The 13,534-nt window shown below is 63.8% G+C and carries 10 protein-coding genes; all 10 read left to right on the top strand.

Annotation, left to right across the window (positions count from 1 at the left end):
* The first annotated feature begins 182 nt into the window (after positions 1–182).
* The 10 genes from PSO31014_RS01015 (at position 183) to PSO31014_RS00970 (ending at position 13,507) form a co-directional block, all read left to right on the top strand.
* Complete coding sequence (locus tag PSO31014_RS01015; RefSeq protein WP_150549899.1) at positions 183–3,944, top strand: nitrate reductase subunit alpha; 3,762 nt, start codon at positions 183–185, stop codon at positions 3,942–3,944.
* Positions 3,941–5,467, top strand: coding sequence for a nitrate reductase subunit beta (narH, locus tag PSO31014_RS01010; protein ID WP_150549898.1), 1,527 nt, complete (start codon positions 3,941–3,943; stop codon positions 5,465–5,467). The genes PSO31014_RS01015 and narH overlap by 4 nt, the downstream gene beginning before the upstream one ends.
* A 1-nt stretch (position 5,468) precedes the next feature.
* Entirely contained in the window at positions 5,469–6,194 is a 726-nt protein-coding gene (narJ, locus tag PSO31014_RS01005; RefSeq protein ID WP_150549897.1) for a nitrate reductase molybdenum cofactor assembly chaperone, read from the top strand.
* A 24-nt stretch (positions 6,195–6,218) separates the two neighbouring features.
* Complete coding sequence (gene narI, locus PSO31014_RS01000; protein WP_150549896.1) at positions 6,219–6,902, top strand: respiratory nitrate reductase subunit gamma; 684 nt, start codon at positions 6,219–6,221, stop codon at positions 6,900–6,902.
* A gap of 83 nt (positions 6,903–6,985) precedes the next feature.
* The gene (locus PSO31014_RS00995) at positions 6,986–7,789 is read left to right on the top strand and encodes a peptidylprolyl isomerase (protein ID WP_150549895.1); all 804 of its coding nucleotides are present in this window, start codon (positions 6,986–6,988) and stop codon (positions 7,787–7,789) included.
* A gap of 10 nt (positions 7,790–7,799) precedes the next feature.
* A complete protein-coding gene (locus PSO31014_RS00990; protein ID WP_246176177.1) occupies positions 7,800–9,068 on the top strand; it encodes an MFS transporter in 1,269 nt (422 codons plus the stop codon).
* An 82-nt stretch (positions 9,069–9,150) separates the two neighbouring features.
* On the top strand, positions 9,151–10,062 hold the full coding sequence (locus PSO31014_RS00985) for a LysR family transcriptional regulator (RefSeq protein WP_150549894.1): 912 nt from the start codon (positions 9,151–9,153) through the stop codon (positions 10,060–10,062).
* A gap of 187 nt (positions 10,063–10,249) precedes the next feature.
* Complete coding sequence (locus PSO31014_RS00980) at positions 10,250–11,392, top strand: porin (protein WP_174976329.1); 1,143 nt, start codon at positions 10,250–10,252, stop codon at positions 11,390–11,392.
* A 25-nt stretch (positions 11,393–11,417) separates the two neighbouring features.
* On the top strand, positions 11,418–12,788 hold the full coding sequence (locus PSO31014_RS00975) for an MFS transporter (RefSeq protein WP_150549892.1): 1,371 nt from the start codon (positions 11,418–11,420) through the stop codon (positions 12,786–12,788).
* Between the two features lie 38 nt (positions 12,789–12,826).
* Entirely contained in the window at positions 12,827–13,507 is a 681-nt protein-coding gene (locus PSO31014_RS00970; protein ID WP_150549891.1) for a DUF4286 family protein, read from the top strand.
* Positions 13,508–13,534: the final 27 nt, after the last annotated feature.

Below are 13,534 nucleotides of genomic sequence, written 5' to 3'. Positions count from 1 at the left end.
GCGACGCACTTTACATGACGCAGGCGAAGGGGAATAATCGCCCCGTATTCGAAGACCCGACTGCGCAGTCGTTGCCTTAAGCCGGCGGGAATCGCCCCCCCAACACTTCGGAATCGTGTGGCGTTCCCGCTTTCGCTCGCCTGTCGGCGCTGTCATGCGCCGGCTCATGCAAGGGAAACGCCATGAGTCATTTCGTTGACCGTCTTCGTTTTTTCACGTCTTCACGTCCCCAGTTCTCCGAAGGGCACGGCGCCACGACCGACGAAGATCGCAACTGGGAAGACGCTTACCGTCAACGCTGGCAATTCGACAAGATCGTGCGCTCGACGCACGGGGTCAATTGCACCGGGTCCTGCTCCTGGAAGGTGTATGTCAAAGGGGGCATCGTCACCTGGGAAACGCAGCAGACCGATTACCCCCGCACACGCCCCGACATGCCGAACCATGAGCCCCGCGGCTGCTCGCGCGGCGCATCGTACTCCTGGTATCTCTACAGCGCCAATCGTCTTAAGTATCCCCTCGTGCGCAGCGCACTCGTGTCGCGCTGGCGCGAAGCGCGCCAGTCGCTCGCGCCTGTCGAGGCATGGGCCGCCATCGTGGAGAACGAAGCGTCACGGCGTGCCTATCAGGCCCGTCGCGGTCTAGGTGGCTTTGTGCGTGCGTCGTGGGACGAGGTCAACGAGATCGTTGCCGCCGCCAATGTCTACACGGTCAAGCGCTATGGCCCGGATCGCGTCACCGGCTTTTCGCCGATTCCGGCGATGTCGATGGTGTCGTATGCCGCGGGCGCGCGTTATCTGTCGCTGATCGGCGGCGTCTGCCTGAGCTTCTACGACTGGTACTGCGATCTGCCGCCGGCCTCGCCGCAAACGTGGGGCGAGCAGACGGACGTGCCCGAATCGGCCGACTGGTACAACTCGACGTTCATTGTGATGTGGGGCTCGAACGTGCCGCAGACGCGCACGCCGGACGCGCACTTCATGACCGAGGTGCGCTACAAGGGCACCAAGATCGTGTCGATTTTCCCCGACTATGCGGAAGGGGCGAAGTTCGGTGACCTGTGGCTGCATCCGAAGCAGGGCACCGATGCCGCGCTGGCGCTCGCCATGGGACATGTGATCCTCAACGAGTTCCATCTGGCCGGCAAGAGCGATTACTTCATCGACTACTGCCGACGCTTCACGGACATGCCGTGTCTCGTGCGAATGGTCAAACAGGGCGACGGCTACGTGCCGGAGCGCCAACTGCGCGCGGCCGACTTCGACGGCGCGCTGGGCCAACCGCACAACGCCGACTGGAAGACGGTCGTGATCGATGAGCTGAGCGGTGATTTCGTCGCGCCGGTCGGCTCGATCGGTTATCGCTGGGCACAGGGCGACGACGCCAACCAGGGGAAGTGGAACCTGCGCGAAGAGGGCCCCGACGGCAAGGCCATCCAGCCGTGCCTCACGCTGGTGAAGGGCCACGACGAGGTCGTGCCCGTGCTCTTTCCCTATTTCGGCAACCAGCCGCACGCGCATTTCACCTGCACGTCGCACGCGTCGGTGCAGCGCCGCAATGTCGGTGTGCGCCGCATCCAGACCACCGAAGGCGAAGTGCTGGTCGCGACCGTCTATGATCTGTTCATCGCGAACTATGGGCTTGATCAGGGCTTGGGGGGCGAGCACATCGCCCATACCTACGACGACGATGTGCCCTACACCCCGGCGTGGCAGGAAGCGATCACCGGCGTCAAGCGGGAAGACGTGATTTCGGTGGCCCGCCAGTTCGCCGAGAACGCGCACAAGACGCAGGGCAAGTCGATGGTCATCATCGGGGCCGGCATCAATCACTGGTTCCACATGGATATGTCGTACCGCGCGATCATCAATATGCTGGTGATGTGCGGATGCATCGGGAAATCCGGCGGCGGCTGGTCGCACTATGTCGGCCAGGAAAAGCTCCGCCCGCAAACGGGCTGGACGCCGCTGGCGTTTGGGCTCGACTGGCACCGCCCGCCGCGCCAGATGAACGCGACCTCGTACTTCTATGCGCACACGGACCAGTGGCGTTACGACAACAGCGATCCGTCGGGTCTGCTCTCGCCGCTGGCGGACAAGACCCCGTTCCACGGACGACCCATCGATTACAACGTGCGCGCCGAGCGCATGGGCTGGCTGCCGACGGCGCCTCAACTGCAAACCAATCCGCTCGACGTCGGCCGCTCGCTGCCCGACCCGTCGAAGGCCGGGCAGTATGTGGCGAACGCCCTCAAGGACGGCACGCTGCGCATGGCGTGTACCGACCCGGATCACCCCGACAACTTCCCGCGCAATCTGTTCGTGTGGCGCTCGAATCTGCTCGGGTCGTCAGGCAAGGGCCACGAGTACTTCCTGAAGCACCTGCTGGGCACCACGCACGGCGTGCAGGGCGAAGACATCGGCAAGAGCCACGGCGCGCGTCCGGAAGAAGTCAAATGGCGCGACGAAGCGCCCAAGGGGAAACTTGATCTGCTCGTGACGCTGGACTTCCGGATGTCCACCACGTGCATGTACTCCGACATCGTGCTGCCCACCGCCACGTGGTACGAGAAGGACGATCTGAACACGTCCGACATGCATCCGTTCATTCACCCGCTTTCGGCCGCCGTCGATCCGGCGTGGCAGGCGCGCAGCGACTGGGATATCTTCAAGGGCATCGCGAAGCGCTTCTCCGAACTGTGCGACGGCCATCTCGGCAACGAGACGGACGTGGTGCTCGCGCCCATCGCCCACGATGCCCCCGGCGAACTCGCGCAACCGTACGAGGTGAAGGACTGGGGCGCCGGGCAATGCGACCCGGTGCCGGGCAAGACCGCGCAAGGCGTGGTCGTGGTCAAGCGCGACTATCCGAACACCTACCGGAAATTCACCTCGCTCGGCCCGTTGATGGATTCGCTCGGCAACGGCGGCAAGGGCATTCAGTGGGAGACGCACGAGGAGATCGACCTGCTCGGGCAGCTCAACTACAAGGTCTCGGAGGCCGGGGTGTCGAACGGCAGGCCGCGCATCGAGTCGGCGCTCGACGCCGCCGAGGTCATTCTCACGCTTGCGCCCGAGACCAACGGCGAGGTGGCCGTGAGGGCGTGGCAGGCACTCACGAAAGTGACTGGGCTGTCACACAAGCATCTTGCCGAAGCCCGCGCCGACGAGAAGATCCGCTTCCGCGATATTCAGGCGCAACCGCGCAAGATCATTTCGTCGCCCACCTGGAGCGGGATCGAGTCGGAGCACGTGTCGTACAACGCCGGTTACGTCAACGTCCACGAACTGGTGCCATGGCGCACGTTGAGCGGACGTCAGCAGCTCTATCAGGACCATCCGTGGATGCGGGCGTTCGGCGAGTCGCTGTGCGTCTACAAGCCGCCCATCGACACGGGCAGCTATGCGCACATGCTCGGCCAGCGCAGCAACGGCAACCCCGAAAAGGTGCTCAACTTCCTCACGCCGCACCAGAAGTGGGGCATCCACAGCACCTACACCGACAACTTGCTGATGCTGACGATGTCGCGCGGCGGACCGATCGTGTGGATGTCGGAGGCCGATGCGCGCTCGCTGGACATCGTCGACAACGACTGGATCGAGTGCTTCAACGCGAACGGCGCGTTGTGCGCCCGTGCCGTGGTCAGTCAGCGGATTCCGAGCGGGGCCGTGATGATGTACCACGCACAGGAGAAGATCGTGAATACGCCGGGCTCGGAGATCACCGGCACGCGCGGCGGCATTCACAATTCGGTCACGCGCATCAGCGTCAAGCCGACGCATATGATCGGCGGGTACGCCCAGCTTTCGTACGGCTTCAACTACTACGGCACCGTTGGCTCGAACCGTGACGAGTTCCTGGTAGTGCGCAAGATGAATCGTATCGACTGGCTCGACGATACCGCCGACCAGGTGCTCGTGCCCCCGACCGGAGAACGCCAATGAAAGTGCGCGCGCAGATTGCCATGGTGCTCAATCTGGACAAGTGCATCGGCTGCCATACCTGTTCGATTACGTGCAAGAACGTCTGGACGAGCCGCGAGGGCATGGAATATGCCTGGTTCAACAACGTCGAGACCAAGCCGGGCATCGGCTATCCGAAAGACTGGGAGAACCAGAAGCGCTGGCGCGGCGGCTGGACGCGCAAGGCCAACGGTAAGCTCGAACCGCTGCAGGGCGGCAAGCTCAAGCTGCTCGCCAGTATCTTCGCCAATCCGCATCTGCCGGAGATCGACGATTACTACGAGCCGTTCACATTCGACTACGGGCATCTGCAAACGGCCTCGGATGCGAAAGCCATGCCGGTGGCACGTCCACGCTCGCTGGTCACCGGCGAACGCATGGAGAAGATCGAGTGGGGACCGAACTGGGAAGAGATTCTCGGCGGCGAGTTCGCCAAACGCTCGCAGGACTACAACTTCGAAGCGGTGCAGAAGGACATCTACGGCCAGTTCGAGAACACCTTCATGATGTACCTGCCACGCCTGTGCGAACACTGCCTGAACCCGGCGTGTGTGGCATCGTGCCCGTCGGGCTCGATCTACAAGCGCGAGGAGGACGGCATCGTGCTCGTCGATCAGGACAAGTGCCGTGGCTGGCGCATGTGCGTGTCGGGCTGCCCGTACAAGAAGATCTACTACAACTGGCACAGCGGCAAGGCCGAGAAGTGCATCTTCTGCTACCCGCGCATCGAAGCGGGGCAGCCGACTGTCTGCTCGGAGACGTGCGTGGGCCGCATTCGCTATCTCGGTGTGCTGCTCTATGACGCGGACCGCATCAGCGAGGCGGCCGGCGTCGCCGACGAGAAAGACCTGTACGCGTCGCAGTTGTCGGTCTTTCTGGACCCTAACGATCCGGCGGTGATCGCGCAGGCAAGGCTCGACGGCGTGCCTGACGCGTGGATCGAAGGCGCCAAGGCGTCGCCCGTCTACAAGATGGCGGTCGACTGGCGCATCGCGTTCCCGTTGCACCCGGAATATCGCACGCTGCCGATGGTCTGGTATGTGCCGCCGCTCTCGCCGATCAACGCCGCGGCCAACAGCGGCGATCTCGGCATGAACGGCGCGCTGCCCGACGTGGAGTCGCTGCGCATTCCGCTGCGCTATCTCGCGAACTTGCTGACCGCCGGCGACGAAGCCCCGGTGAAGCTGGCCCTTGAGCGTCTGCTCGCCATGCGCGCGTTCATGCGCGCACGGCACGTCGATGGCGTGCAGGCGGACGACGTGCTGGCGCAAGCGGGCCTGTCCGTCGCTCAGGTCGAGTCCATGTACCGGTATCTGGCGATTGCCAACTACGAAGACCGGTTCGTGATTCCGACTGCCCATCGCGAATACGCCGAGAACACGTTCGACATGCATGGCGAATGCGGCTTCTCGTTCGGCAACGGATGCTCGTCGGGAAACGACACCGGCAACCTGTTCAACCCGGTCAAGAAGAACAAGCGGACCATTCCAATTCAGGAGATTTGAGATGTCCGCCTCCGATACTCCCTTCGGCTTGCAATGCCGCCTGCTCAGCGCATTGCTGCATTACCCGGACGACGAGGTGGCCCTCGCGTTGCCCGAGATCGAGCAGACGTTGCTGGGCAGTCCACCCATTGGTGGCGCCGCGCGGCGTGAGCTTGACGCGTTCTTTGCCTACTGGCGCGAGCGTGATCTGCTCACGTTGCAGGAGAACTACGTGGCGCAGTTCGACCGTGGCCGCGTGACGTCCCTCTACCTGTTCGAGCACGTCTACGGCGAGTCGCGCGATCGCGGGCAAGCGATGGTCGACCTCATGCAGACGTACGAGCGCAGCGGCATCTACCTGGCACCTGGCGAGTTACCCGACTATCTGCCCGCGTTTCTCGAGTACGTCGGGGTCCTGCCGGAATCGGAAGGCTTGGCGCGTCTCAAGGATATCGAACATCTCTTGCAGGCCATCGATGTCGGGCTCTCCAAACGCGGATCGCCCTATGCCGGACTCACGCGCGCGCTGCTCTGGCTGAGCGGTACGACCACGGTGCAACGCGAGACGCAGCCGCCGCCCGAACACGTCGACGACGCCTCGCATATTCCCCGTGCGGCGGACTACGACGCCATCGACGCCAGCTATCAGGATGCCCCGGTGCGCTTCGTGGGCGCGGGGCATCCGAGCGGGCAGGGTAATACCGTCGGTGAACCGATTCAGTTCCATGCGCGCCGTCCTGGGCGCTGAGTTCGGAAAGCAAGGAGTGTGACCATGCAAGCTTTCTTTCATCAGTTTCTGTTTGGCATCTATCCGTACATTTGCCTGACGGTGCTGCTCATCGGCAGCCTGATCCGCTTCGACCGCGAGCAGTATTCGTGGAAGAGCGATTCGTCGCAATTGCTCAAGCACGGCATGCTGCGCCTGGGCAGCAATATGTTTCACTGGGGCGTGCTGGTCGTCGTGGCCGGGCATTTCGCCGGGTTTCTGGCGCCACACTGGCTCGTTTCGCCGTTCCTGAACGCGTCGCAGCACCAGTTGATCGCGATGGTCGGTGGCGGGGCCGCGGGCGTGGTCGCCATCATTGGCCTGACGATCCTCATCGCCCGTCGCATCGGCACGCCGCGCGTGCGCGCCACGAGCCGCACGTGGGACATCGTCATCGTGTTCATGCTCTGGATTCAACTCGCGCTCGGACTCGGCACGGTGTTGCTCTCCATGCGGCACATGGACGGCGCGATGTTCGAGCAACTGACCGATTACGTGAAAGGCGTCGTAACATTCCAGCCGGGCGTGGCGACCTTGCTTGAAGGGGTGCCACTGACCTATCGCGCGCATATCGCGCTCGGCTTCACGATCTTCCTGGTGTCGCCCTTCACGCGCATGGTGCACATCTGGAGCGGTCTGGCGTCCGTGGTCTATCTGATCCGCCCGTATCAATTGGTGCGCAAGCGCTGAGGCGCGGCGTTATTGATTGCCCCCAAACGTCGATAAGCGTCGATAGACGTCGAATAACGTCTCTACGGCCAAGGACCCTCAACATGCAAACCTTGTTGGCAGACGCCCGCGCGCCGCTGCGCGTGAACGGTGTCGAGATTCCTGCGAGCGCCATCGACGAGGCCGCGGCAGAACTTGCCGACGCGCCGATCGCCGGCGCCGATCCGACGGCCGACGCCGAGGCGATGGCCCGCTACGCGCTAGCGATCCGCGAGTTGTTGCGCCAGCGTGCCGTCGAGCTGGGGCTGCCCATCGACGCCGACCGGCCCGATGCGATGGCCGATGCGGTGTTCGCGAAGGAAGTCGCGACGCCCGTGGCCACCGCCGAGGAATCGCGTCGCTATTACGAGCAGCATCGTGATCGCTTCACCAGCGGCGAACTGGTGCACGCGAGCCATATCCTGTTCGGTGTGACCGGACGGGCACCGCTCGCGCTGGTGCGCGGCAAGGCGGAAGAGACGCTCAACGCGATCCTGCAAGCGCCCGACCAGTTTGAAACGATGGCGGCGGAGCGGTCGAACTGTCCGTCCGCGCAGGTGGGCGGGAGTCTTGGCCAGCTCGAGCGCACGAGCTGCGTGCCGGAGTTCGCGCAAGGCATTTTCGGTTCGGACGAGATCGGCGTTCTGCCGCGGCTGATCAAAACCCGCTTCGGCTTTCATCTGGTTCGGATCGATCACCGGGTGCCGGGTGCGCTGATTCCGTTCGAGGCCGTTCAGGACGACATCGCCATGATGCTCACGGAGCAGGTGCGCCTGCGCGCCACGCGTCAGTACGTGCAACTGCTGGCCGCGCAAGCCGACTTGGAAGGCGTGACATTTGCGAGCGCCGACGGGCCGCTTGTGCAATAAGGGAGAGGGGATGGATACCGCACGCGTTGCTGCATCGCCATCGGTTGCCGGCAATCTGCCCGCGCCGGGCGCCAAGGCGTACTCGGTGTTGTTCGCGAGTACGTTCGCGTTTCTCGTTTGTTTCGTGGTCTGGATGATGTTCGGCGTGCTGGGCATCCAGTTGCGCGAAGACCTTGGCCTGAACAGCACGGAATTCGGTTTGCTCACGGCGACACCGGTGCTGACCGGCGCGGTGATGCGCCTGCCGCTCGGCATCTGGACGGACCGCTTTGGCGGGCGCCTCGTGATGACCGTGTTGCTGGTGACGTGCGCGATTCCCGTGTATGTCGTCAGCTACGCGACGCAGTTGTGGCAATTCCTCGTCATCGGGCTATTTCTTGGGTGCGTGGGCGCGTCGTTCGCTGTGGGTACCCCCTATGTCGCTCGCTTCTTCCCGCCGGCCAGGCGCGGATTCGCGATGGGTTTTTTCGGGGCGGGCACGGCAGGGGCGGCCGTCAACCTGTTCATCACGCCGAGCTTGGAGGCGGCGTACGGCTGGCGTGCGGTCCCACGCATCTATGCGGTCGTGCTGCTCGTCACGGCAGTGATCTTCTGGCTGGCGTCCGCGCCAGACCCGGGCGCGGGGAAGAAGGGCGGATCGATTCTGGCGTCGTTCAAGGTTCTGAGCAATGCGCGCGTATGGCGGCTGTGCCAGTACTACTCGATTACCTTCGGCGGTTTCACGGCGTTGTCGCTGTGGATTCCCCAGTATCTCAAGGCCGAATACGGCATGACGGTGGTGATGGCCTCGGCGGTGGCGGCAGGTTTTTCGCTGCCCGGCTCGGTGCTGCGCGCGGTCGGCGGCGTGCTCGCCGACAAGTTCGGCGCGCACGCGGTCACGTGGTGGTGCCTGTGGGTGGCTTGGATCTGCCTGTTCCTGCTGTCGTATCCGAAGACCGATTTCGTCATCTACACGATTCAGGGCCCGCAAACGTTCCACATCAGCGTGTCCGTGGTGGGATTCGTGCTGCTCGCGTTCGTGCTGGGCGCCGTGTTCGCGTTCGGGATGGCCTCGACGTTCAAATACGTGGCGGACGAGTTTCCCGAGAATATGGGCGTGGTGACCGGTATCGTGGGGTTGGCCGGTGGCTTGGGCGGGTTCCTGCTGCCGATCCTGTTCGGCGCGCTGCTCGACATCGTCAAGATTCGCTCAAGTTGTTTCATGCTCCTTTATGGCGTCGTGTGGGTCTCGCTGATCCTGATTTATATCGCTGAAGTGCGACGCGCGCGGGTGATGTAGTCGCGCCGGGGCAGCGTTCGTGGGCGACGGGAGCGGCTATCTATACAATTCACCTCCATAAGAAGATGAGAGGTATGGAGCGATGGATAGTGTAGAGAACGTGCGAGCGTTCCTCGCGGTGGCCGACATGGGCAGCTTTACCGCAGCTGCGCGCAGGCTCGACGTGTCGGCGCCGGTGGTGACCAAGCGGGTCGGTGCGCTGGAAAAAGAGCTCAAGGTGCTGCTTTTTCAGCGCACCACGCGCAGCCTCACGCTGACGGCCTCGGGGCGCGACATGATGGGTGCCGCGCGCGACTTCCTGGCCGCCTACGAGCGCCTGTCCGAACGCGCCGTGGTCGATGAACGCTCGCTCGGCGGGCGTTTGCGCGTCAAGGCGCCTGCATCGTTCACTAACCACTTCCTCGGCAGGCTGCTGAACGCATTCTTCCTTTCTCATCCCAAAGCCAGCATCGAGCTGCAACTGGCGAACCGCGCCGTCGACCCCGTGCTCGAGAACTTCGATTTCGTGATCACCGGCCTGCCCGTGACCTACGAGGGCGTCGAAGAATTCCCCCTGTGTCCGTTCAAGCGCCACGTCTACGCGTCGCCCGATTATCTGGCGCGCCATGGCACCCCCGAGCATCCGTCCGACTTGCCCGGCCACCGCTGCCTGCTCTACTCGTATCAGAACACCGTGCGCACGTGGACGTTTACCGACGCGCGTGCCGGCGACATCCAGGTCACTGTCGACGGCGGCTTCGCGACCAACGACATCGACGCCATGCACAATGCCTGCGTCGACGGCATGGGCGTGGCGATCCTGCCGCGCTATCGGGCGCGCGACAGCGTTCTGGCTGGCAGCCTGGTGCAGATCCTTCCAGGGTTCGGACTGCCAGACTACTGGATCAAGGTGTTGCGTCCAGCGAACCATCACAACCCCAAACTGTTCCATGCGCTGCTGGATTTCCTCGTCGAAGGACTGTCGAGGCTGAAGGCGCAAGGGACCGACCTGTGAGCCTCGCCGCCGCGTCGCTTGCCTTGCCCTGAGGGCGCTGCGCGATTATTTCCAAATCGCGTGTTCTGAACTTCCACTCCGCTGCTATGTCTGCGCGCCCCGTTCGGCCATGATCTGGCCGTCCGGTGTACGGCATGCCCGATGCCCGGCGCCATCCGACAAAAAATAAGAGATACAGGAGACAACCTTGAAGCACTGGATCGCTTGTCTGCCGCTCGCGGCATGCTCGCTGAGCGCGTTTGCGCAAAGCAACGTCACACTCTACGGCGCGGTCGACGCCGCTATGACCTACGTGAACAACACTGGCGGCAGCGCCGCCTGGCAGGCCGCCAGTGGCGGGCGCGCTGGCGACAAGTTCGGCTTGCGGGGTGTCGAAAACCTTGGGGGTGGTCTGTCGGCCATCTTCACGCTCGAAGCCGGCTTCAACATCATGAACGGCACCGCGCAACCGGCCAACACGTTGTTCGGACGTCAGGCCTTCGTCGGCCTGTCCGACGCGCGACTCGGTACGCTGACCATCGGTCATCAGTACTCGATGACAAACGACTACTTCGTACCGCTGTCCACCTCGTTCATGTTTGCCGGGGGACTTGGGGCGACGTTGGGCGACATCGACGGCTCGTGGAATTACAACAAGATCAATAACGTCGTCAAATACGAGAGCCAGACCTACGATGGTCTGAAATTCAGCACGATGGTCTCGTTCGGGAATGCGGCGGGCGATTTTGCCAAAGACCGGACGTACGGCGCCGGCGCCTCGTACACGAACGGTGGCCTGTTGATCAGCGGTGCGTACATGAACATGCGCACCCCCGGCACGTCGATCTTCGGCGCGGCGAGTGCGGCACAGCCGGGTGCCGCCTATAGCAACCCGGTCACCAACCCGATCTTCCAGAACTACGTCACGGCCACGAGCCAGCAGGTCGTCGGCGGTGGGGCGAAATACACGTGGGGTCGTTCGCAGGTCTCGGCCATGTACGAGAACGTGCGCTTTCTCGACATCGTGCGCACTGCAGCCAACCCATCGGCACCGCCCGACGCCGTCTTCAACAACTATCAGATCAACTACGGCTACAACCTCTCGGCGAACACAATGGCTGGCGTGGGTTATCAGTACAGCTTCGCGCCGGGCGGACATTATCAGTCCGTCGAAGGCGGGGCCGCCTACAATTTCTCCAAGACCACCTACATTTACGGAATTCTCGTCTGGCAGCACGCGAGCGGGCGCGATTCAACGGGCAAGGCCGCCGTGGCCGACATCTTCGGGTTGAACGCGTCGACAACCCCCAACCAATTGGCCGTGCGCGTTGGATTGCGCAAGCTGTTCTGACCATATCGACGGGACCTGAACTCGCATGCCAAACACTACTCACCTCCCCAACGCCCATTCGGCGCTCGATCTTCAGTCGTTCCTCGATGGACGCCGAATGTCGCGGCTGCAGTGGCGCGTTGTCGCCCTGTGCTTTCTGATTGTCGCCATTGACGGCATCGACATCGGACTGGCGGCTTACATCGCGCCTTCCGTGCGGCGCGAATGGGGCCTTTCGGTGGCGCAACTCTCACCGATCTTCCTGTCGGCGCTGCTCGGCATGATGGCCGGCTCGCTGGTGTTCGGACCGCTGGCGGACCGGCGCGGTCGCCGGTTCGTGCTGCTCGCGTCGGTCGCCACCTTCGGCCTGGCGACGTTGGCGACACTGTTCGCAACGAACGTTACCGAACTGTCGATCCTGCGCTTCGTCGCCGGCGCGGGCATCGGGGGAGCTTCGCCTGCCGCCGTCACGCTCACGGCCGAGTACGCGTCGGGCAAGCGCAAGCTGTCCATCATCACCCTGATGATGTGCGGCAACTCGATGGGGTCCGCCTTCGGCGGCGTGGTGGCCTCGCAGATCATCGAGCGGCACGGCTGGCATGCCATGGTGCTCGTGGGTGGGGTGTTGCCGCTGTTGTTGTTGCCGGTCTTGTGGGCGCTGCTGCCCGAGTCAATGCGTTTTCTCGCGCTGCGCCGCCCGCATGAGCGGGAGCGCCTCCGCGCGCTTGGACGCCGAATCGCGCCCAATGACGTGACGTTGCAGACGACCTTCGTCGCCCTCGAGACGAAGCCGAGCCGCTCGCCGGTGCGCGAGTTGCTGGTGGCGCCTTATGCGCGCGGCACGTTGCTGTTGTGGGCGGCCTTCTTCATGGGACTGTCGGTGCTGTACTTGATGGCAAGCTGGCTGCCGACCATCATCACCAACGCCGGTGGCTCCATGCGCAACGCGGCACTCATCACCGCGCTGTGGTCTATCGGCGGTACGACCGGCGGGTTGCTGCTGGGACGCGTCATGGACAGCGCCAAGCCGACACGCGTGCTGGGCGTGGCCTATGCCGTGGCCTTCGTCACCGTGATTTGTGTCGGCCAGACATTCGGCAAAGTTGCCGTGCTAGCGCCGCTCGTGTACCTGGCGGGTGTCTGCATCAGTGGCACGCAGGTTGGCCTCAACGGCCTTGCGGCGACGTATTACCCAACGGCGAACCGCGCCACGGGCGTGGCCTGGGCGACGGGCATCGGTCGCTTCGGCTCGATGCTGGGCTCCAGCATCGGCGGTGTATTGCTCGGCTCAGGCATGGCGTACCCCGTGCTGTTCCTGATCGTCGGTATTCCCGCCTTGCTTGCCGCCTGCTGCATGTTTGCGATGCCACCGCTGCGGCGCGAGCCGGTACCGGTGCTGACGCCCGTAACGCGCTGAACGCGCTGCCCCTTTATCGACATCTGGACAAACGACTCATGGTATTTCCCGGCCCGGCGTTTCTGGCGCTCTGGAATGACGTTGCGCCCCAGCATGCGCAGGAATACAACCGCTGGCACATGCGCGAGCATGTGCCGGAACGCGTCGGCATCGACGGCTTCATCGAAGGGCGACGCTACCGGCACGCTGCGTCGGGGCAACGGGAATATTTCACCGCCTATGGCGTGACGGCTCCCGAAGTCTTCGAGTCGCAAGCCTATCTGAACGTGATCGATGCGCCGACACCGTGGTCTGCCAATATGCGCGACACGCTGACCCACGTTCTGCGGGCGCCGTGCCGCACACTCGGCTCGGCGGGAAGCGGCACCGGAGGGGCGCTCGCGTGCGTCCGAATTCGCGCCGTGGCACCGGCGGCACCCGCCGTAGCCGAGTTGACGACCGCCTGCGCCGCGCTCGACGGCGCGGTCGCCGCCCACCTGGGCGCGGTCTTCGCGGCGCAGCCGAGTGCGTTCGCTCGCTGGACGGCGTCTGAGATGCCTACGCACGTCCTGCTCGTCGAGACGGAAGACCTGCAGGCTGCAGGCACCTTGAGCGCGGCGATTCGTGCCTTGGTGAACGACGCGCTGTCGGTCTCGGCGCCTCCCACCGCCGACGTGTATTCACTGATTTTCGCGATTGGTCACGCAGATGTCGACGACTCGCTACGCCGCGCCCGCTGACGCGCCGTCGGCAATGGCAATGGCAAT

The organism is Pandoraea soli (assembly GCF_902459595.1).
In the GTDB taxonomy this organism is placed as follows: Bacteria; Pseudomonadota; Gammaproteobacteria; order Burkholderiales; family Burkholderiaceae; genus Pandoraea; species Pandoraea cepalis.
This window is presented reverse-complemented; position numbering and strand designations above follow the sequence as displayed.